This is a genomic window from Flavobacterium luteum (genome assembly GCF_008806775.1).
GTDB lineage: Bacteria > Bacteroidota > Bacteroidia > Flavobacteriales > Flavobacteriaceae > Flavobacterium > Flavobacterium luteum.
In genome coordinates, this window is sequence record NZ_WAEM01000006.1 from 178406 (window position 1) to 199209 (window position 20804).

General features: G+C 30.4%; 21 protein-coding genes. 15 read left to right on the forward strand and 6 right to left on the reverse strand.

All coding sequences use genetic code 11. The features are described 5' to 3' along the window. The first annotated feature begins 93 nt into the window (after nt 1-93). The 4 genes from F6464_RS11675 (at nt 94) to F6464_RS11690 (ending at nt 5703) form a co-directional block, all read left to right on the forward strand. Nucleotides 94-1338: an MFS transporter gene (locus F6464_RS11675; protein WP_151108086.1), complete on the forward strand. Its 1245-nt coding sequence runs from the start codon at nt 94-96 to the stop codon at nt 1336-1338. A gap of 267 nt (nt 1339-1605) precedes the next feature. Further along, nucleotides 1606-2475, forward strand: a complete 870-nt coding sequence (gene lipA / locus F6464_RS11680; RefSeq protein WP_151108038.1) for a lipoyl synthase — start codon at nt 1606-1608, stop codon at nt 2473-2475. A gap of 6 nt (nt 2476-2481) precedes the next feature. Continuing rightward, entirely contained in the window at nt 2482-3480 is a 999-nt protein-coding gene (gene gap / locus F6464_RS11685; protein WP_151108040.1) for a type I glyceraldehyde-3-phosphate dehydrogenase, read from the forward strand. Nucleotides 3481-3522: 42 nt separating this feature from the next. Then, nucleotides 3523-5703: a tetratricopeptide repeat-containing hybrid sensor histidine kinase/response regulator gene (locus F6464_RS11690; protein WP_151108042.1), complete on the forward strand. Its 2181-nt coding sequence runs from the start codon at nt 3523-3525 to the stop codon at nt 5701-5703. A gap of 4 nt (nt 5704-5707) precedes the next feature. On the opposite strand, the gene F6464_RS11695 is transcribed toward F6464_RS11690, so the two are convergent. From F6464_RS11695 to lpxK, 3 genes are all read right to left on the reverse strand, one after another. Further along, the gene (locus tag F6464_RS11695) at nt 5708-6520 is read right to left on the reverse strand and encodes a purine-nucleoside phosphorylase (RefSeq protein ID WP_151108043.1); all 813 of its coding nucleotides are present in this window, start codon (nt 6518-6520) and stop codon (nt 5708-5710) included. A 247-nt stretch (nt 6521-6767) separates the two neighbouring features. Continuing rightward, nucleotides 6768-7829, reverse strand: a complete 1062-nt coding sequence (locus F6464_RS11700; RefSeq protein WP_151108045.1) for a hypothetical protein — start codon at nt 7827-7829, stop codon at nt 6768-6770. A gap of 237 nt (nt 7830-8066) precedes the next feature. Next, a complete protein-coding gene (gene lpxK / locus F6464_RS11705; protein ID WP_151108047.1) occupies nt 8067-9077 on the reverse strand; it encodes a tetraacyldisaccharide 4'-kinase in 1011 nt (336 codons plus the stop codon). 75 nt (nt 9078-9152) lie between these two features. Here lpxK and F6464_RS11710 point away from each other — a divergent pair, with 75 nt between their 5' ends. The 5 genes from F6464_RS11710 (at nt 9153) to rluF (ending at nt 13501) form a co-directional block, all read left to right on the forward strand. After that, on the forward strand, nt 9153-9725 hold the full coding sequence (locus F6464_RS11710) for a hypothetical protein (RefSeq protein ID WP_151108048.1): 573 nt from the start codon (nt 9153-9155) through the stop codon (nt 9723-9725). A gap of 15 nt (nt 9726-9740) precedes the next feature. Continuing rightward, the gene (locus F6464_RS11715) at nt 9741-10835 is read left to right on the forward strand and encodes a Nif3-like dinuclear metal center hexameric protein (RefSeq protein ID WP_151108088.1); all 1095 of its coding nucleotides are present in this window, start codon (nt 9741-9743) and stop codon (nt 10833-10835) included. 5 nt (nt 10836-10840) lie between these two features. After that, nucleotides 10841-11620: a zinc ribbon domain-containing protein gene (locus F6464_RS11720; RefSeq protein ID WP_151108049.1), complete on the forward strand. Its 780-nt coding sequence runs from the start codon at nt 10841-10843 to the stop codon at nt 11618-11620. A 33-nt stretch (nt 11621-11653) separates the two neighbouring features. After that, nucleotides 11654-12499 (forward strand): alpha/beta hydrolase, encoded by an 846-nt coding sequence (locus F6464_RS11725; protein WP_151108051.1) that lies wholly within the window; start codon nt 11654-11656, stop codon nt 12497-12499. A gap of 189 nt (nt 12500-12688) precedes the next feature. Beyond that, nucleotides 12689-13501 (forward strand): 23S rRNA pseudouridine(2604) synthase RluF, encoded by an 813-nt coding sequence (gene rluF / locus F6464_RS11730; protein WP_151108052.1) that lies wholly within the window; start codon nt 12689-12691, stop codon nt 13499-13501. An 81-nt stretch (nt 13502-13582) separates the two neighbouring features. Here rluF and F6464_RS11735 read toward each other — a convergent pair whose 3' ends face one another. Both F6464_RS11735 and ffh read right to left on the reverse strand, forming a co-directional pair. Then, nucleotides 13583-14467, reverse strand: coding sequence for a bifunctional 5,10-methylenetetrahydrofolate dehydrogenase/5,10-methenyltetrahydrofolate cyclohydrolase (locus tag F6464_RS11735; protein ID WP_151108054.1), 885 nt, complete (start codon nt 14465-14467; stop codon nt 13583-13585). A gap of 47 nt (nt 14468-14514) precedes the next feature. Further along, the gene (ffh, locus tag F6464_RS11740; RefSeq protein WP_151108056.1) at nt 14515-15864 is read right to left on the reverse strand and encodes a signal recognition particle protein; all 1350 of its coding nucleotides are present in this window, start codon (nt 15862-15864) and stop codon (nt 14515-14517) included. Nucleotides 15865-16201: 337 nt separating this feature from the next. Between ffh and F6464_RS11745 the strand changes: the two genes are divergently transcribed. From F6464_RS11745 to F6464_RS11770, 6 genes are read left to right on the forward strand one after another with little or no spacing between them, the layout of a single operon-like run. Then, nucleotides 16202-16723: an ankyrin repeat domain-containing protein gene (locus F6464_RS11745; protein ID WP_151108057.1), complete on the forward strand. Its 522-nt coding sequence runs from the start codon at nt 16202-16204 to the stop codon at nt 16721-16723. Nucleotides 16724-16747: 24 nt separating this feature from the next. After that, on the forward strand, nt 16748-17527 hold the full coding sequence (locus F6464_RS11750) for a T9SS type A sorting domain-containing protein (RefSeq protein WP_151108059.1): 780 nt from the start codon (nt 16748-16750) through the stop codon (nt 17525-17527). Further along, on the forward strand, nt 17528-17911 hold the full coding sequence (locus F6464_RS11755; RefSeq protein ID WP_151108060.1) for an OB-fold protein: 384 nt from the start codon (nt 17528-17530) through the stop codon (nt 17909-17911). It begins immediately after the preceding gene. A gap of 14 nt (nt 17912-17925) precedes the next feature. After that, nucleotides 17926-18798 (forward strand): DUF5777 family beta-barrel protein, encoded by an 873-nt coding sequence (locus tag F6464_RS11760; RefSeq protein ID WP_151108062.1) that lies wholly within the window; start codon nt 17926-17928, stop codon nt 18796-18798. Nucleotides 18799-18807: 9 nt separating this feature from the next. Further along, nucleotides 18808-19146: a hypothetical protein gene (locus tag F6464_RS11765; protein WP_151108064.1), complete on the forward strand. Its 339-nt coding sequence runs from the start codon at nt 18808-18810 to the stop codon at nt 19144-19146. A gap of 14 nt (nt 19147-19160) precedes the next feature. Then, on the forward strand, nt 19161-19706 hold the full coding sequence (locus tag F6464_RS11770; protein ID WP_151108065.1) for a YceI family protein: 546 nt from the start codon (nt 19161-19163) through the stop codon (nt 19704-19706). A 60-nt stretch (nt 19707-19766) separates the two neighbouring features. Here F6464_RS11770 and F6464_RS11775 read toward each other — a convergent pair whose 3' ends face one another. Then, nucleotides 19767-20789 carry a hypothetical protein gene (locus F6464_RS11775; protein WP_151108067.1) on the reverse strand — a complete coding sequence of 341 codons (1023 nt, stop codon included), beginning with the start codon at nt 20787-20789 and terminating at the stop codon, nt 19767-19769. Nucleotides 20790-20804 lie beyond the last annotated feature (15 nt).

Genomic DNA, 20804 nt, shown 5'->3' on the forward strand with positions numbered 1-20804 from the left:
TATAAACTTAAAAACAGAAAATATTAGTTTCAGGTTCTTTTTAAATTACTTTTTAAAAGGATTTTAATATATTTGAAGAAACCTTATCTAATCATGCTCCACTTTACTTTTAAAGAAAAACTCAAACACCTTTTCGGATTTCCCGTTATTGTAGCAGCTTTAGGCTACTTTGTTGATGTATATGACCTATTGCTTTTTGGAATTGTTCGTGTTCCTAGCTTAAATGATATGGGTTTAAATGCTGACATTGCAGGAACGATTATATTAAATTTTCAAATGGTAGGATTGCTGTTGGGAGGCATTATTTGGGGTGTTTTAGGAGATAAAAAAGGGCGCTTATCTGTACTTTTTGGTTCAATACTTGTCTATTCATTGGCAAATATTGCCTGTGGTTTTTTACCTCAAATGCATTTTGCTGATAAAGTTACGATTTATGCAGCGTTACGGTTTATTGCAGGTGTAGGACTTGCAGGAGAATTAGGAGCCGGTATCACCTTAGTATCCGAAAGCTTACCCAAAGAACTTAGAGCCATAGGAACATCAATTGTTGCAGCATTTGGAGTCCTAGGGGCTGTAGTAGCGCAACTTACAGTAGAACTTGCTGGAAGTTGGACTTTAGCCTATTTTATTGGAGGCGGATTAGGATTGGTGCTTTTATTGCTACGTGTAGGTGTTTTTGAAAGTGGATTGTATAAAAACCTAGAGAAAGAATCCAACATTTCTAAGGGGAATTTTTTCTCCTTTTTTTCAAATAAAAAACGTTTCTTAAAATATATAAATTGTATTGCTATTGGCTTACCTATTTGGTTTTGCATCGGAATTCTAGTGCTCATGAGCAATCAATTTGCAATTGCACTTGGAATTACAACTATAAATCCTGGCAAGGCAATCATGTGGTGTTATATTGGCTGTTCTATTGGTGATTTTACTAGTGGCTTTATTTCTCACGCTTTACAATCCCGAAAAAAAACTATTCTATATATGGTGTTTTTTACAATTATTGGAGTGGCTTTATTGCTTTTTGGAGCTGCTAAATCAGAAAATAGCTATTATTTTCTTTGCCTATGGATAGGAATAGGAACTGGCTTTTGGGCAATGTTTATTACCATTGCAGCCGAACAGTTTGGTACAAATATCCGCAGTACTGCAGCAACAACAATACCTAATATGGTTCGAGGATTAGTTCCAGTAATGCTATTGGGTTTTGATTTTTTTAAAGCCGATTATGGCGTAATTACATCAGCAACAATTGTAGCCGTAATCGTTTTTGGATTTAGTATTTATGCCACAATAACTATAGATGAAACTCATAATAGAGATATGGATTTTGTAGAGTAAATATAACTATCATTCATTAAAATAATTCTACTTTATTTTAATAAAAATATAAATCAATTACAACCATTAATAAATTTTAGTTAATTAAGATTTTTAATATCCTTAACAAGCCTCAACTATCTTAATGGTTTAAAAAATAACAGTAACATTCTCAATACAACTTTTTAAACTGATTTAACATGTCCTAAAAAAATCATAAAACCGAAATAAGCTTTCATCATTCTTCTATCAACTTTACTTATCTTTGCAATTCAAAAAATTGTGACTATGGAAACTGTTTTAGACAATACATTACCAGTAGCAAAACCAAAATGGCTGAAGGTAAAACTACCTATTGGTCAAAAATATACTGAACTTCGTGGTCTTGTAGATAAATACAGTTTAAATACTATTTGCACCTCAGGAAGCTGTCCAAATATGGGTGAGTGTTGGGGAGAAGGCACGGCAACATTTATGATTTTAGGCAATGTTTGTACACGCTCATGTGGCTTTTGTGGAGTAAAAACAGGAAGGCCAGAAACAGTAGATTGGGATGAACCTGAAAAAGTAGCACGCTCTATCAAAATAATGAACATCAAACATGCTGTTGTAACAAGTGTTGATAGAGACGATTTGAAAGATGGCGGTTCTATAATTTGGATTGAAACCGTGAAAGCCATTCGAAGAATGAATCCAAATACAACTTTAGAAACGTTGATTCCCGATTTTCAAGGTATCGAGAGAAATATTGACCGAATTGTAGAGGCCAATCCCGAAGTGGTTTCGCATAATGTAGAAACCGTAAGAAGATTGACACGTGAAGTCCGCATTCAAGCCAAATACGACAGAAGTTTAGAAGTTTTGCGCTATTTAAAAGAAAAAGGCATTAACAGAACCAAGTCTGGAATTATGCTAGGACTAGGTGAAACTGAAGAAGAAGTAATTCAGACTTTACATGATTTGCGTAAGGCAAATGTAGATGTGGTAACCATAGGTCAGTACTTACAACCCAGCAAAAAACATTTACCTGTAAAAGAATACATTACACCAGACCAATTTGCAAAATATGAAAAAATAGGATTGGAATTGGGTTTCCGACATGTGGAAAGCGGTGCTTTAGTTCGCTCCTCATATAAAGCGGCAAAACATATATTATAAAAAACATTGAAAACAAGAATTGCCATAAATGGTTTTGGAAGAATTGGAAGAAATTTATTTCGATTGCTTTTAAATCATCCAACAATCGAAGTTATTGCTATAAATGATATCGCTGATAACCGAACGATGTCACATTTAATAAAATATGACAGCATTCACGGAGTTTTGCCTTTAGATTGTTCCTACGATGACACTTCTATTTGGGTTGGCGGCAAGCAATATCTATTTTTTCACGAAAAAAATATTTCAAATCTCGATTGGAAAACAATCAATATTGATGTTGTAGTAGAATCTACTGGAAAGTACAAAACTTTTGATGACCTCAACGCTCATGTATTGGCTGGAGCCAAAAAAGTTATCCTTTCTGCTCCATCAGAAGTAGATGCAATAAAAACAGTGGTTTTAGGAGTTAACGAAACTATTCTTGACGGAACGGAAACAATCATTTCTAACGCAAGTTGTACTACAAATAATGCTGCGCCAATGATTAAAGTCATTAGCGAATTGTGTGGAATTGAACAAGCGTATATTACTACTGTCCATTCCTACACTACAGACCAAAGTCTACACGATCAGCCTCATAAAGATTTGCGAAGAGCTAGAGGAGCAAGTCAATCGATTGTTCCAACTACTACAGGAGCTGCAAAAGCATTAACAAAAATATTTCCTGAATTTGACGGTAAATTTGGAGGAAGTGGCATCCGTGTCCCTGTTCCTGATGGCTCACTTACTGACATAACTTGCTATGTAAAACACGAAGTTTCTATTGCTGAAATTAACGCTGCTTTTAAAAAAGCATCTGAAAATGAATTAAAAGGCATTTTAGCATATACTCAAGATCCGATAGTATCTGTAGATATTATAGGAAACACACATTCTTGTTTGTTTGACTCTCAATTAACATCTGTTATTGGTAAAATGGTTAAAGTAATTGGTTGGTATGATAACGAAATTGGATATTCTTCTAGAATTATTGACTTAATAAATCTAACGATAAAGAAATAATTTCATATATTTAAACCCTTGAAAAACAATTTATAAACGTTCATGAGGTATTATTTTATTTATTTTTTATTGTTCAGCACTATAGTATCCGCTCAGAGGCAAAAGAAAAAAGCCATTGAAGTAGATAGTGTTTCTTATTACATTGAATTATCTAACTTTAATGTAAAAGTAAATAATTATAAATCATCTTTAGATTTTGCTCAAAAAGCTATTGACTTTGCTGTAAATAAAAAAGACAATAAACAAGAGGCTAGATCTTACGCAGTACTTGCATCATTGTATTTTGATTTAAAAAAATATGATGACGCCATAGAATCCTATACCAAAAGTTTATCTTTTTACAATTTAATAGCACCTTCAAGCGAGCAAGCATACTCTTATTATAAATTAGGATTGTGTTATATGGAAAAAGGAGAATTTCTTAAAGCAGAAACCTATTTTAACAATGCTCAAAAAATTTATTCTGACATTAAAATTCCTGATGCTATTGAATTATTAAATCTACAAAAAGGAATTGTTTATAGTGCCAAAGGGAAATACAAATTGGCGACTCCTATATTTGATCAAATTATTGCCAAACCAGATTATCTAGATGTTTTTAAAACAAAAGCGGAAGCTTTGTTTCAACTTGGTACTATAGAGTTAAAAAATAATAGAAAAAATTTAGCATTAAATTATCTCAATCGCGCCTATGAATTGAATGCTAAAGATAAAAATATTGAACAAAAGTCTAAAATTTTACTTTCCTTAAGTGTAGTTCACGAAAAATTACTAGACATTTTTAAATCTCATAAATATTTGAAAGAGCATTTAAGTATGAAGGATAGTATTGCTGCTATCAACACCAAGAAAATTGGCACCGAAGATTATGCCAATTTCAAAGAAACTGAAAGAATGAAAACCATTGAGCAAATGGACAAAGAATACAAAGAGCAACAAAAAGCTAATAAAGTTGCAAAATTAATAAGCACTCTTGCCATTGCTTTAATTATAATTTTATCATTATTAAGCATCTCATTATATAAGAATAACAACATAAAGAAGAAATCTAATCTATTGTTGAAAGAAAAAAATGCTGAACTACAACTAGCTAAGGATAAAGCAGAGAAGGCTTCAAAGGCTAGAGCCGAATTTCTTTCTACAGTAAGCCATGAATTAAGAACTCCATTGAATGCTATAAATGGAATTACTCATTTATTATTAGAAGAAAATCCTAAAGAATCTCAGATGAACTATTTAACTTCTTTGAAATTTTCAGGAAATTACTTACTCACATTTATTAATGAAATATTAGAAATAAATAGAATTGAATCTAGTGCAATAGAAACTGAAAACCTTAATTTTAATTTAAAACTTTTATTAGGCAATATTCAAAATTCATTAAAAGAATTAGCTTCTATTAACAATAACACTTTTTCTGTTGAAATTGACGAAAATATCCCCGATTTTTTAATTGGCGATCCTACTAAATTGTCTCAAATTTTTCTGAATTTGATTAATAATGCTTTAAAATTTACAAAAAATGGAGAAGTAAAAGTTATCCTTAACTCTACAGAAACCAATGAAGAATTTACAGCAATTCACTTTGAAGTTATAGATACCGGAATAGGGATTCCTGAAGAAAAAATAGAGTCTGTTTTTGATAGTTTCTCTCAAGGATCAATTGAAATTAATCGCAAATATGGAGGTACTGGCTTAGGATTAACAATTGTAAAAAAATTAGTTCATTTGCTTGGCGGAAAAATTAAAGTGGAAAGCAAAGTAGGCAAAGGTTCTTCTTTTAAATTTGATTTGAGTTTTAAAATTGGAACTGATGAAAAAATTGTTGAAAAAGTTGCCGACTACGACGAGTCTATTCTTTATGATAAAAAAGTATTACTGATTGAAGACAATAAAATCAATCAGATGATTACCAAAAAAATGGTAGAAAATAAACGCATGTCTTGCGAGGTTATTGACAATGGAGAAGATGCTATAGAAGCTGTAAAAAACAATAAATACGATTTAGTATTAATGGATGTTCATTTACCTGGAATAAACGGAACGATTGCTACACAAACCATACGAACATTTGATAAAAAAACTTTAATTATAGCATTAACTGCTATTTCATTAAATGAAAACAGAGAAATGCTTTTATCCTATGGTATGAATGATGTTATTACGAAACCGTTTAATCCAGAAGAGTTTTATAAAATTATAGCACAAAATCTTGCTATTTAATCTATTAGTATTGTTTTATAAGTTCTTTAATTAGGTTTCTAACGTGTGGTTCAGCTTTTTTTGCAGCCTCTAAAACTTCTGCGTGACTTACTGTTTCAATATTATCTTCATTACCCATATCGGTTATTACAGAAAGTCCAAACGTTTCCATTTCCATATGGCGAGCAACTATTACTTCTGGAACGGTAGACATTCCTACACAGTCGGCTCCCAGTATTTTTACCATTTTATACTCGGCTAAAGTTTCAAAAGTTGGTCCTTGTAATCCTAAATAAATTCCATCATGTACAGTTATTGATAAAGCTTTAGCAATTTCTTTTGCTTTAAGAATCATATTCAAGCTGTATGGGTCACTCATGTTTACAAATCGAGGTCCAAATCGTTCGTCATTTTTACCATTCAAAGGATGTTCTGGCATCATATTAATGTGGTCTTTAATTAATACGATTGAACCTACTTCATAATTATCATTTACACCACCTGAAGCATTAGATACAATTAATTTTTCGACACCTAAATATTTCATTACTCTAACAGGAAAAGTAACTTCTTTCATATCATAGCCTTCATAAAAATGGAATCTTCCTTGCATGGCCATCACTTTTTTGTCTCCAATAGTTCCAAAAACTAATGCGCCTTTATGGCCTTGTACTGTAGAAACTGGAAAATTAGGAATGTCAGAATAAGGTAATGTATACTCTATTTCAATATCATCTGTAAAGCCTCCTAAACCTGAACCTAGAATTACACCATATTCTGGAGAGAACTGTGTTTGAGATTGTATATAACTAACTGTTTCTTGTACTTTTTCCCACATATGACTTTTTTTATTTAATTATTATTTCTCCTAACTGAAAGTATTGTTCAATTAGTTTTCAAAAGTAGAAATTATAAAATAAAATTAAGCCGATTTTTGTAAAAAGAATAAGCGCAACCCTTAAATACTTAATATAGTACAACAAACTTGCTATTTATTTGCTATATTTAGTAATATATTCAAAGCTATTGTGAAACTTTTTATTTGTAAAGAAAGAATTTATTTTGGATGTACGTGTACAATCTATTTATTCCTCTTCAGCTAGGAATTTGTAATTAGTGATATCAAAACTACAATTGTTTTTAAGGAAAGAGCTATTTGTAGTTACCCAGTTATTAATTAAAGTATTTTTTTTTGTATTTACTTCATATAAAGTGTCATAAAAATTATTTTTTAAAGAATTATAAGTTCGAACTTGTTTGTTGTAATCATCTGCAGGAATAAAAGAGTTATCTACTACCATTTTACATTTTAAAATTTGAAACTGTTCAGAAAATTGAAAAAAATTAATTGTAATTGGTAATAAAGTAATATCCTGATACAAGAAAAAATTTGAAAATAAAATATTAGCAGAATTTAAAGTTTCATCTATAAACTGATCTCTATAAAGCTTAGTTTTTTGTAAAGATTCATTGCAAATTTCAACAATTTTATTTTTACAAATTTGAATATTTGGTATATCTCTATTGGTTATTGCAAACATCAACTTTTCATCTAAAACATTTATTTTATAAAAAATTAAATTTTGATACGTATTATATTCATAAATATTCAGTCCTGAATAAAACTTTATAGGAATATTATATTGTTCACCAAATTCTTTTTTTACCATTTCATAATTTCTAAATTTCTGATATAATTTTTCAATATCTAATTCTTTAAGTCTAAAATTTTCTGTAATATCTTCAATACTTAATAAACTTTGGCTTTTATAATCGTTAAAATCACTAGTTTCAGAAGTCATAAAAACAGATACTGCTGTATTTAATTCCATCATAGCATCTCTTAAACGCGTATCATTTTTAAATCCTTTATCATGTGTTGCTAAAACTTCATTTAATTTTACAAGTTTATCAACAAGTTCAGTTGAAGATTTATTTACTCTATTTTCAGGAGATATTAATGCAATAGTTTTAGAATATTCCATCATTGATGCATTGATAAAAGTTTCGTTTCTTCCAAAATCATTTACGTAAGCAACAGCATTCCTATAATTTTGAGAATTACTAAAAGTTATTTGAAAAAATAATACAAAAGTTAATGCTAACTTTTGAAAATTCAAATCGACTAAAAATAATTTTAGCTTCATAATCATGCTTTTTAAAATAAGTTGTGAAATATTGATTCAAAAGTAAAAAAACAATATCTATAAAAATAATTTTTTGACGTTTAAATACTCTTTTTATCGATGAAATACATCTTTTTTATATATAAATAAGTTTTTTATTACAAATTTTAGAGTAAAAACAAACAATTTAAGAGGATTATAGCTCAACTTATTATCTGTTTATAATAATTTTGATGTTTAGTAAAACAATAAAATAGTTTAGATTGTGATTTTTAAATAATCACTAATGATAGAATCGAAAGTAGTTTTATTAGAAATAAAAGAAGTTTTTATAGGTAAGTAAAAGAGCTGATTAATAGGAATACAGTCTTTTAACCGTACATAATCTTTTTCTGTAGTTATAATTAAAGAATCTTTTGCTATATTTTTTATAGTTAAAATATCTGAAGCCGTAAAATGATGATGATCTGGAAAAGTTAAGGATATATCATTTTGATTTTTTAAAAAATCGAAAAAAGATTTCGGCTTGGCTATTCCTGCAATAAGTAATTTATATAAATCCTTAATTTCATTAACTTTCTTTGATTCGTTTGAAGAGAAAATACAATCATCATATTCAATACAACTAAAAAATAATGGAACAGTTGAATCTAATTTTTCTTTAATCTCATTTTGTTCAAAATCTGTAATAGCTTTAGGGCATTTCGTTACAATAATACAATCGGCTCTTTTGGCACCACTCCTACTTTCTCTTAAATTACCTGTAGGCAAAATATAATCATCACAAAATAAATCATCATAGGAGGTTAAAAGAATATAAAATCCAGCTTTTACTTTGCGATGCTGAAAAGCATCATCAAGCAAAATAATATTTGGCTTATTTGGTAAAGAAAGCAATTGTTCAATTCCGTTTTTTCTATCCGCATCTACAGCAACCTGAATATTAGGAAATTTTTTATAAAACTGATACGGCTCATCTCCAAGAATAGCGGCAGTAGAAGTGTCATCTGCCAAAACAAATCCTTCTGATTTTCTTTTGTAACCTCGACTTAATGTGGCTATTTTATAATTAGCTGAAAGCAATCGAATTAAATATTCTATTTGCGGAGTTTTACCCGTTCCTCCAACACTTAAGTTTCCCACAGCTATTATAGGCAAATCGAATGAATAAGATTTTAAAAAACCTTTATCATAAAGAAAATTTCGGAATTGCGCAATCCAACCGTATAAAACAGCAAAGGGAAATAGTATTTTTCGCAATAAAATCATTTTACGAAAGTATAATATTTTATCTTTGAAAGAAAAAATAATTTGAATCACCATAATTGATTTACTCTAATTAAAATGAAACGTACTAATTTTAAATTGATACTACTTATTGTTTTTTTCTATCAATTTTCTTTTGCACAAGAAAATCAAAATCCATTGGTGCTACAAACAATTTTAGAAACCTATTACAAAAACGAAAAGCCTGTTTATAAAGGTAGAAGCCAATTATTGTATTTGTATTGTAACCAGGCAAACAACAACGAAGAATTAATTGAAGCTATAAAAGATCAAAAATTGCCAAAAGATTTTTTTAATGAAATTAGAGCTAAAATAAACACTGATCTTGCAGAAAGAGATTGGTCAAACGAATTAAATTATATTTATACATTAGAAAAAAATACACTAAAAACAAAAATAAATACTTGTGTTACGTTAGAAAAATATCAAGAAATATCAAAAAAATTAAATTTGAATAATCAACGTTTAATGATTATAAGTAAACCATTTTACTTTTCTAAAAAGAATATTTCTCTCGTAAAAGTGGTGTTTTTTAGAAACATTGAACACAATAGTGGTTCTATTTTATTATTAGAAAAAATAAATGAAAAATGGGTTATAAAAGAATATCTTAATTCGTGGTCAACTTAAAAAACAATAAAAGTGATTAAAATAAAAGAAATTATATCTGAATTAGAATCAATGGCGCCATTGGCTTATGCCGAAGATTTTGATAATGTTGGTCTATTGGTTGGAAATCCAGAAACCACTGCTACAGGAGTTTTAGTTTGTCACGATGCATTAGAAAATGTGCTAGATGAAGCTATTGCTAAAAATTGCAATCTTATTGTTTGCTTCCATCCAATCATTTTTTCTGGCCTAAAAAAAATTAACGGAAAAAATTATGTCGAACGAGTTGTGATTAAAGCGATAAAAAATGACATTGCTATCTATGCCATACATACTGCTTTAGACAATCATTTAGAAGGTGTAAATAAAATATTTTGCGATGCTTTGGGTTTAATAAATACCAAAATTCTTATTCCGAAACAAAATTTTATTCGAAAATTAGTAACCTATACCATTCCAGAAAACGCTGAAGAAGTTAGAAATGCTCTCTTTGATGTTGGAGCAGGAACTATTGGAAATTACGAAAATTGCAGTTTCAATTCTCAGGGAATTGGCACCTACATGGGCAATGAACATAGTAATCCTGAAATTGGAGAACGATTTGAATTTGTGGAGAATAAAGAAATAAAAATTGAAGTGACTTTTGAAAAACATTTAGAGCAAAAAATTCTGAAAGCTTTGTTTAACAAGCACGTTTATGAAGAAGTGGCTTATGAAATTTATGACTTGCAAAATTCACATCAAAATATTGGACTAGGAATGATTGGCGAATTAAAAACTTCTATGAATGAAAAGGATTTTCTACACTTTGTAAAAGATAAAATGCAAGCCGAAGGAATTAGATATTCCCAATATACTGGAAAATCAATAAAAAAGGTTGCCGTACTGGGAGGCTCAGGAAGTTTTGCCATAAAAAACGCAATTTCTGCTGGTGCTGATGTTTTTTTAACAGCTGATTTGAAGTATCATGATTTTTATGAAGCTGAAAATCAGCTACTTTTAGCAGATATTGGACATTTTGAAAGCGAAAGGAATACAAAAAATTATATTGTTGATTTTCTTAGGAAAAAAATCCTTAATTTTGCAATCATTTTATCAGAAGAAAATACCAATCCTGTTAAGTACTTATAAATATTATGGCGAATACAAAAGAATTAAACGTTGAAGAAAAGTTAAGAGCATTGTATGATTTACAATTAATTGACACCCGAATTGACGAAATCAGAAATGTGAGAGGGGAACTGCCTTTAGAAGTAGAAGATTTAGAAGATGAAGTTGCTGGTTTAAGTTCAAGAAACGATAAATTAAAACAAGATTTAGAAGTTATCGAAGAGCAAATTAAAGCTAAAAAGAATGCAATTGATGAGCATCAAACTGCTATAAAAAAGTATACTAAACAACAAGATACTGTTCGTAACAATAGAGAATTCAATTCGTTAACTAAAGAAGTGGAGTTTCAAGAACTTGAAATCCAGTTGGCCGAAAAGCAAATTAAGGAACTGAAAGCTTCTATGGAGCACAAAAAGCAAGTGATTTCAGAATCTAAGGAAAAATTAGAGGCAAAATCAAATCACCTAAAACATAAAAAAGCAGAGTTAAGCGATATCATGTCAGAAACTCAAAAAGAGGAATCTTTTTTATCTGAAAAATCAGCTGAATATGAAGCTCTAATTGAAGACCGATTATTAACTGCTTATAAAAGAATTAGAAGCAGTGTTCGCAACGGATTAGCAGTTGTTTCTATAGAAAGAGGTGCTTCTGCAGGATCTTTCTTTACTATTCCGCCACAAACGCAAGTAGAAATTGCTGGAAGAAAGAAAATCATTATCGATGAACATTCTGGAAGAATTTTAGTAGACTCTTCACTTGCAGAAGAGGAAAAAGAAAAAATGGAAAAATTATTTTCTGCATTTTAAAAATAGAGTCCCGCAAGTGTGGGACTTTTTTTTATGAAAAAAATAAAATTCTTTATACTTGTTAAATCAATCGGTTTTTACCTTAATATTTTAAGTTATGTAAATCCGAGAAGAGCTTATGTAATAGCGTATCAATTTTTTAGCGAACCTCGAAAAGGCAAATTGGTAAAAGAAAAATTGCCGAAATTTTTGCAAAATGCAACAACTGAAATCATAGGGCATAACAACCACCAAATTCAAATGTATAAATGGATTGGTAACGAAAATGTAATTTTATTAGTTCACGGTTGGGAAAGTAATGCCTCACGTTGGAAAAAAATAATGCCCTATTTAAAACAAACTGGAAGTACTATTATTGCAATTGATGCTCCTGCTCATGGACTCAGTAGCGGAAAAGAATTTAATGTACCTCAATATGCTGAATTTATCCATGCTACAATCCAAAAATACAATCCAAAAACTATAATTGCTCACTCTATTGGTGGAGCAGCAAGCGCTTTTTATTTACACAAGTATCCAAATTCAAACTTAGAAAAAGTAGTTTTGCTGGGAAGCCCATCAGAAATGAAAATTATCATAGATAATTATATCAAATTATTGAGTTTAAATTCTAAAATCAGCACGAATCTTAGAAAGCAATCCGAAGATAGATTCAATGTTAAAATTGACGCGTTTTCGGTTCATTTATATTCAAAAAAATTTACCCAGAAAGTCTTTATTGCTCATGATTCAAACGATCAAGTTGTACACGTAAAAGAAGGTTTAAAAATTTCAAAATCTTGGACAAACGCAATATATACTCAAACACAAGGACTAGGTCATAGTTTGCACGATGAAAAACTCTATTCACAAATAGTAACTTTTCTTTTAGAAGCATAATTACATAGCATTTCTAAAGTTGCCTCCTCCTGCTGTCCATTACAATCTGTTCTTGCTTTACAATCAAGAACAGGATTCCACTACCATCAGGGCTAAAAACAAGTTATAGGAATTTCTACAATTTTCAAATTAGCAAATTTCTACACAAACTTTACAAACAAACAATCTAAAAATACCTACTTTTGCGTTATGGAAGAAAATCTTAAACGCCTCAATAAATTTATCGGAGAAACGGGTTATTGCTCTCGACGTGAAGCCGATAAAATTATCGAAGAAGGTCGAGTAACCATAAATGGTGTCGTTCCAGAATTAGGAACTAAAGTTTCGCCAAATGATGAAGTGCGCATAGATGGAAAACTCATTCGAGAAAAAACCGAAAAATTAGTATATCTCGCCTTTAACAAACCTGTAGGAATAGAATGCACTACTAATTTAGACGTTCGCAATAATATTGTAGATTATATTAATTATCCCAAACGAATTTTCCCAATTGGACGACTCGATAAAGCCAGCGAAGGTCTGATTTTTATGACCAATGACGGTGACATTGTCAACAAAATTCTTCGTGCAAGAAACAATCACGAAAAAGAATATACCGTAACGGTCAACAAACTCATAACCGACCGTTTTATAGAAAAAATGAGTAATGGCATACCAATTTTAGATACCGTTACCAGAAAATGTAAAGTAGAAAAAATCAGTTCTACCATTTTTAAAATTGTATTGACTCAAGGTTTAAACCGTCAAATTCGTAGGATGTGTGAATATTTGGGTTATGAAGTTACGGCATTGAAACGCATTCGAATTATCAATATTTCATTGGATATTCCTGTGGGCAGATTCCGTGATTTAACCGATTCAGAGATTAAAGAACTCAACGCACTAATAGAACCTTCAAGCAAAACAGAAGAAGCAAGTTTACCAAAAGCTGAACCTGTAAAACGACGAACAGAATTTATTAAAAGAGATGATCCTAGATTTAAGAAAAAAGGAGATTATTGATTATCACAAAATAAAATTGCCAATAAAAACAATACCCAAGACGATAATCTTGGGTATTGCTTTTTTATAATCAAAAAAATTTTACTTTTTTCTACTTCTAATTTTCCTTGCCAAAAGTGTATTTTTCAACAACATCGCAATTGTCATTGGCCCTACTCCACCGGGAACAGGCGTAATAAAGGAAGATTTCTTGCTTACACTATCAAAATCGACATCGCCTGTAATGACATATCCTTTTGGGTGCGAAGCATCTTCAACTCTAGTGATTCCCACATCAATTACGACTACTCCATCTTTTACCATATCGGCTTTTAGATAATTAGGAACTCCAAGTGCTGTGATGATAATATCAGCATTTTTAGTGTATTCTTCAATATTTTTGGTTCTACTGTGAGTTAATGTTACGGTTGAATCTCCGGGATACCCTTTACGGCTCATCAAGATACTCATTGGACGGCCTACGATATGACTTCGACCAATAACTACAGTATGTTTACCTGAGGTTTCTACTTTATATCGTTCTAACAATTCCATTATTCCAAAAGGAGTTGCAGGTAAAAATGTTTCCATTTCTAAAGCCATTTTTCCAAAATTGGCTGGATGAAATCCATCGACATCTTTTTCAGGATCAATTGCCATTAAGATTTTCTCTTCATTGATATGCTTTGGCAAAGGCAACTGAACGATATAACCATCTAAATCGTCATCTTCATTCAACTCCTTAATTTTGTCAAGTAATTCTTCCTCAGAAATGTTTTCTGGCAAAGCGACTAATGTAGACTCGAAACCAATTTGTTTACATGATTTTACTTTGCTTCCCACATAAGTCAAACTCGCTCCATTTGTACCAACAATAACTGCTGCTAAATGAGGTACTTTTTGACCGTCGGCTTTCATTCTTTGAACTTCGGCTGCGATTTCGTTTTTTATATCTTCAGAAGTTTTTTTTCCGTCTAGTAGTTGCATTATAGTACAGTAGTTAGTTTTTTATTGTTGCAATTGAGTGACTAAAATTATCTCATTCCAGGCATACCGCCCTTCATTCCGCTCATCATTTTCATCATATTTTTACCGCCTGGGCCTTGCATCATTTTCATCATCTTACTCATTTGGTCAAATTGTTTCATCAATTGATTGACTTCTTCAATTTTTCTTCCAGCACCTTTCGCTATTCTAGTTTTTCTTTTTACATCAATAATAGAAGGCTTGCTTCTCTCAGTTGGAGTCATCGAATGGATAATAGCTTCAATATGTTTAAAGGCATCGTCTTCAATTTCAACATCCTTCATTGCTTTTGAAGCACCAGGTATCATTCCCACCAAGTCCTTCATATTTCCCATTTTCTTCACTTGCTGAATTTGAGAAAGAAAATCATCAAAACCAAATTCGTTTTTGGCTATTTTCTTTTGAATTTTTCTAGCTTCCTCTTCGTTGAATTGCTCTTGAGCTCGTTCGACTAAGGACACAACATCTCCCATTCCTAGAATACGTTCTGCCATACGAGAAGGATAAAACACATCTATGGCATCCATTTTTTCTCCAGTTCCAACAAACTTTATCGGTTTGTTTACTACCGACTTAATAGAAATAGCAGCTCCACCTCGAGTATCACCATCTAATTTTGTAAGGATTACTCCGTCAAAATTTAATCTTTCGTTAAAAGCCTTTGCAGTATTTACCGCATCTTGACCCGTCATAGCATCAACAACAAATAAAGTCTCGAGTGGTTGAATGGCTTTATGAACATTAGCAATCTCGGTCATCATCTCCTCATCTACAGCAAGACGACCAGCAGTATCTACAATAACTACATTGTACCCTTTTTCTTTGGCATATTTTATGGCGTTAACTGAGATTTCAACAGGATTGTTATTGGCTAGTTCCGAATAGACCTCAACACCTATTTGATCTCCAACGATATGCAACTGATTAATAGCGGCAGGACGATACACATCGCAAGCTACTAAAAGTGGATTTTTATTCTTTTTAGTCTTAAGGAAATTAGCTAATTTTCCTGAAAAAGTGGTTTTACCTGAACCTTGCAAACCTGACATTAAAATAACGGTAGGGTTTCCTGAAAGATTAACTCCTGAAACATCACCACCCATTAACTCTGTTAGTTCGTCTTTTACAATTTTAACTAAAAGCTGTCCTGGTTGTAACGTTGTTAATACATCTTGACCAATCGCTTTCTCTTTTACTTTGGTAGTAAAGTCTTTGGCTGTTTTAAAATTGACATCGGCGTCTAGTAAAGCTCTACGTACTTCTTTTAAAGTATCGGCTACGTTTACTTCAGTTATTTTTCCGTGACCTTTTAAAACATGAAAGGCTTTGTCTAGTTTTTCGCTTAAATTATTGAACATAATCTTGTATTTATTGAAGGGCAAATTTAAGCATTTGATTTTGAAGTTTAAAGTTATTCTAAATAAAATACTCTGAAAATTATATAACTTATTCTAAAATTATATAAAAAATATTTGAAAATATTTTTTATATTCGTAGGGATTAGTTGAAAATTCAACCTTAAAAAAATATTCAGATGTGTTTTATAAAAAAAATATTTTTCATAGTAGGGTTTTGTATTTATTAAATGTTTACATATTTAATCACGATGAAAGACTAATTATGCATATCAACATGCTTAATTTAAATAAAAAATATTTTTCTAATGAAATACGTTCAACCTAATTTATGACAAATATGAAGTCGCTTTTAACATCTCTTTTATTTATTTTGATTAGTACGTTTGTCTTTTCACAAGAGAAGAATATATTTGATATTGCAAGAAAAGGTACACTTTTAGAAATTGAAACAATTTATAAAGAGAATCCAACTATTGTAAATACTGTCGATGAGAGAAAATCAAGTCCATTAATTTTAGCTTGCTATAGATCCAATGCACCTGTTGCTTTGTTTCTTGCCGATAAAGTTGCCGATTTAAATTATAATTCAGGAATGGGTTCAGCCTTAATGGCAGCTGTAATGTCTGGAAATGTCCAAATAGTAGAAAAATTAATTGCTGTTAAGTCCGATTTAAACCAATTTGATTCACAAGGAAAAACAGCATTAATTTATGCCGTTTTCTTTAATAAAAATGATATTGCTAAACTTTTAATACAGGCTGGAGCTAATAAAAATCAGAAAGATAGTGACGGGAAGACTGCCTTAGATTTTGCGAATTTTAATAAAAATACCGAATTAATAATCCTTTTAGATCAATAATAATAAACACAAAAATTAAAAAAAATGAAAAAATCTTACCTACTTTTAGCAACTTTGGCATTAATGAATATTTCATTTGCACAAAAAAAATCATCTGGTGTAGTTTCATTGAGAACTGGATCTACAATAATATCAATTCAAATTGATTTAAATCAAACTACTTCATTGGCTACCTTTACAGTAGTTGGGCCATCTACAAGATGGTTTAGTATTGGATTTAATGCTACTACTATGGCTTCTAATACAGATTGCATTACTTCCTCTGGAACTGCAGTTTTAGATCAAGTTCTTCCTGGAGGACATCAAGAAGCAAATACCGACGCCACCAATAATTTAACAGTTGTAAGCAATGTAGTTAATGGAACTTCAAGAACGATTATAGCAACGCGACCTTTTAATACTGGTGATTCTGAAGATTATACTTTCAACTTTGCTAATAACACACTAAATCTTATTTGGGCAAATGGTCCGTCAGGAGTTATTGATCCTGGAGTTGAGCATTCTTCATTTGGCACTAAAAGTGCTTCTTTTGCCACATTAGGAACTGAGAATTTTGCTTCTTTAGATAAAATAAGTATTTATCCAAATCCCTCAAACGGAATATTTACCATTTCTAAAAACAGCATTATTCAAATTACTAAAATTAAAATTTTTGATACTAACGCAAAATTGCTTAAAGAAATTAAATCAGACGCAAATAACCAAGAAAATGCTATAGATTTATCGAGTTTTACTAAAGGAATATATTTTATGGAAATATCCAACAAAGAAGACAAAATTATTAAAAAAATAATATTACAATAAATGAAAAAAAACAGAGTTATTATATCATTTGTAATTATTTCTATTTTAGGCTTTTTAGCTTATCAATATGTTATGCATGGTGGAGCAAGAGATTTATCTACTGAGAAGACTGACTATATTATTTCCTCTAAGGCTATTCTTAATGAATTCACAACGAATCAAGATTTATCCAACAAAAAGTATCTTGAGAAAGCTGTAGCTGTAAAAGGCACTATTACTTCTGTAAGTGCTAATGAAGTAATTCTAGATAATTCTATTATTTGTAGTTTAAAAAATCCAAATAGTACTTTAGTTAAAAATCAAATCATAACTGTAAAAGGTAGAGTTGTTGGATTTGATGATTTAATGGGAGAATTAAAATTAGATCAATGTTTTTGTAATTAATAAAAAAATAGAATATGAAAATTAAAAGCCTTTTTACATTTGTTTTTGTCTTTTTTGGATTGGCATTTGCCTTTGCTCAAGATGACTTATTAAACCAACTTGATACTGTAAAATCGAAAGAAAAAGAAATAGCAATGGCTGCCTTCAAAGGATTGCAGATATGCAACATGCAATCAACAAAATTGCCGGTAAAAGGAGAATTTTATTTTCTAGTTTCACATCGATTTGGAGATTTAACTGAAGGAATTAATAATTTCTTTGGCTTGGACAATGCATTAACAAAAATTGGAGGGATTTATGGTGTTGCCAATTGGCTTTCTGTAGGGGTTTCAAGACATACTTATCGTAAAACCTATGAATTAGCAGCAAAATACAAACTAGCCAATCAAGAAGTTGATGGATTTCCAATTACCATTGTGGGATACAACACGATGGATATTGATAGTGAACTAAAAAAGGATGAGACTTTACCTGGTTTAAATTCAAATAATAGATTTGCGTATACAACGCAATTGCTTGTTTCCAGAAAATTCTCAGATTCGTTTTCATTTCAATTAGCACCCATTTTTGTTCATAAAAATTTATATGATGGGATTTTAGACCAAGAAAATACGTTGTTGTTAGCTGCTGGAGCGAGATATAAATTATCAAAAAGATTGAGTTTAAATTTAGAGTATGCAGGGCGAGTAAATTTACCAGATGAATTTAAATCGACTTATAGTAACCCGCTTTCTATAGGCTTAGATATTGAAACTGGCGGTCATGTTTTTCAGTTGGTCTTCTCTAATAGCCAGCCTATGAATGATGTTGCCATTTATACAAATGCTGCTGGTGATTGGAATGGCGGTAGCGTTTATTTTGGGTTTAATATGTATAGAGTTTTTTAAAAAATAAATATGAAAAAAATACAAATTTTAGCGATAGTAATAAGTTCCTTATTTATTACATCATGTGAATCAACAACCTATCAAGATATTTCGGCTGTTGTTACTAACCCTACTTACTCGAAAAATGTACAACCTGTAATTTCAGCAAAATGTACAGGTTGTCATTCGGGTGGCAAAGAATTTCCAAATTTAGAAAATTATGATCAGGTAAAAGAAGCTACATTTGATGGAAATTTATTATGCAGAATAAATGGTGAATGCGGTGAAATTATGCCAACAAGTGGTAAAATGCCACAAGCCACAATAGATATGATACAATTATGGGCTACAAATAAATTCCCAAACTAAATCCTTAAACAAAAATGAAAAAAACAGCAGTTCTACTCATTTGTTTCTTTATTGGAAATATCTCTTTTTCACAGAAAATGATGACTCGTTCAGGAGAAATAAAATTTGATGCTACGGTACCCAACGAAGTCGAAATTATTGGAATAAACAAGACAGCATCCTGTATTTTGGATGAATCAAATGGTCATTTTGTAGCTTTAGTTTTAGTAAAAGCTTTTAAGTTTAAAGCCCCATTAATGGAAGAACATTTTAATGAAAATTATATGGAGTCTTCCCAATTTCCCAAATCGACTTTTGATGGAAAAATTATAAGTTTTGACGCTTCAAAATTATCATCTACAAAAACTAGTTATGACTTAGAAGGAGATTTGACGATTCATGGCGTTACTAAGAAAATTAAAACTAAGATCAGTCTAATCTTAAATGCTGGAAAAATTACTGCTGCTAGTACTTTTTCTGTAAAAGCTGCTGATTATAAAATAGATATTCCAAATTTGGTAAAAGAAAAATTTGCAGAAAACATAAAAATTACTTTAAACTTTGTGCTTGAAGAAAAATAAAGTTAATTGTTTTGTTGAGAAAACCGTCTGAAGAGTAAAATTTTTAGACGGTTTTTTTTATTACTTCTTAGTTAAATACAAATAATGTGATTCAGAATTTTCGTGTTTTAATCGAATATTTGTTCCATTATACTCTATTATTTTCCAATCTTCCTCTAATTCATCGAGATTAATTCCTGAAAAACTCATGACAAACTTTTTTATTCCGCCATCGGTATATGAACTCCATGTTCCATCTATTGAGGAACTATTTTTAACAACAGTGACAGAACCATTTGATAAAAAAGTAAAATTATATCCCATATATTCAGCGGTTTCGTTTTCATAATTATCTAAAAAATAGGAAACATACCAAGTACCAGTAACAATTATACTTGATAAATCTTTATTCTCATTAGAAGGAATTTCACATTTACCAATTTCATTTTCTATACTACTTTTTAATTCGTTATTGGTTTGTACTTCAACTATTTTTCCATCAATTTTAGACGTGATTGTTATTGGGAAATCGAGAGTGAAAAAATCGGTTTCTTTTAAATTGTAAACAAAATTATAAAGTTGAGAATTGTTTTGAATTATAAATGACTTCGCCTGTTGGCTATTGCTATCATAAGAATTAATACCAATAGGAAAACTAAAATCAACACAATCTATCTCGGTATAATCAGTATACTCGTTGTAACTATCTAATAGATTTTTTAGTTCCAGTTGATTATTTATTGTTAGTTTACTAAAGTTTCTAAAAACCATTGTTATTGGAAATACAAAATTGATTTTATCGTCATCATTAGAATATTCATCAATAATACTAGCAACCAATTTATAATCTTCTTGAGATGAAACCTCTATTTTATTATAATTGACAACAACTGTAACAGGCAATTGAACACTACAATAACTATTACCATCCAAAATATTATCAATTGCTGTTGGATATTGCGAAACTCTAGAAAGTAAAGAAGTAAGTGGATCAACTTTAGTTAAGCTCGTATTGGGAACTCTAATTTCATTTTCATCCTCATCTTGACAAGAAAATACAAATAGGCTTAATAATGTAATTATTATAAATTGAAAAATTTTCATAGTATTATTGTTGAC

Coding starts and splice junctions, on each gene's coding strand:
- F6464_RS11675 (WP_151108086.1), top strand. CDS start 94: ATGCTCCACTTTACTTTTAAAGAAAAACTCAAACACCTTTTCGGATTT.
- lipA (WP_151108038.1), top strand. CDS start 1,606: ATGGAAACTGTTTTAGACAATACATTACCAGTAGCAAAACCAAAATGG.
- F6464_RS11690 (WP_151108042.1), top strand. CDS start 3,523: ATGAGGTATTATTTTATTTATTTTTTATTGTTCAGCACTATAGTATCC.
- F6464_RS11695 (WP_151108043.1), bottom strand. CDS start 6,520: ATGTGGGAAAAAGTACAAGAAACAGTTAGTTATATACAATCTCAAACA.
- F6464_RS11700 (WP_151108045.1), bottom strand. CDS start 7,829: ATGAAGCTAAAATTATTTTTAGTCGATTTGAATTTTCAAAAGTTAGCA.
- lpxK (WP_151108047.1), bottom strand. CDS start 9,077: ATGATTTTATTGCGAAAAATACTATTTCCCTTTGCTGTTTTATACGGT.
- F6464_RS11710 (WP_151108048.1), top strand. CDS start 9,153: ATGAAACGTACTAATTTTAAATTGATACTACTTATTGTTTTTTTCTAT.
- F6464_RS11720 (WP_151108049.1), top strand. CDS start 10,841: ATGGCGAATACAAAAGAATTAAACGTTGAAGAAAAGTTAAGAGCATTG.
- F6464_RS11725 (WP_151108051.1), top strand. CDS start 11,654: ATGAAAAAAATAAAATTCTTTATACTTGTTAAATCAATCGGTTTTTAC.
- rluF (WP_151108052.1), top strand. CDS start 12,689: ATGGAAGAAAATCTTAAACGCCTCAATAAATTTATCGGAGAAACGGGT.
- F6464_RS11735 (WP_151108054.1), bottom strand. CDS start 14,467: ATGCAACTACTAGACGGAAAAAAAACTTCTGAAGATATAAAAAACGAA.
- ffh (WP_151108056.1), bottom strand. CDS start 15,864: ATGTTCAATAATTTAAGCGAAAAACTAGACAAAGCCTTTCATGTTTTA.
- F6464_RS11745 (WP_151108057.1), top strand. CDS start 16,202: ATGAAGTCGCTTTTAACATCTCTTTTATTTATTTTGATTAGTACGTTT.
- F6464_RS11750 (WP_151108059.1), top strand. CDS start 16,748: ATGAAAAAATCTTACCTACTTTTAGCAACTTTGGCATTAATGAATATT.
- F6464_RS11755 (WP_151108060.1), top strand. CDS start 17,528: ATGAAAAAAAACAGAGTTATTATATCATTTGTAATTATTTCTATTTTA.
- F6464_RS11760 (WP_151108062.1), top strand. CDS start 17,926: ATGAAAATTAAAAGCCTTTTTACATTTGTTTTTGTCTTTTTTGGATTG.
- F6464_RS11765 (WP_151108064.1), top strand. CDS start 18,808: ATGAAAAAAATACAAATTTTAGCGATAGTAATAAGTTCCTTATTTATT.
- F6464_RS11770 (WP_151108065.1), top strand. CDS start 19,161: ATGAAAAAAACAGCAGTTCTACTCATTTGTTTCTTTATTGGAAATATC.
- F6464_RS11775 (WP_151108067.1), bottom strand. CDS start 20,789: ATGAAAATTTTTCAATTTATAATAATTACATTATTAAGCCTATTTGTA.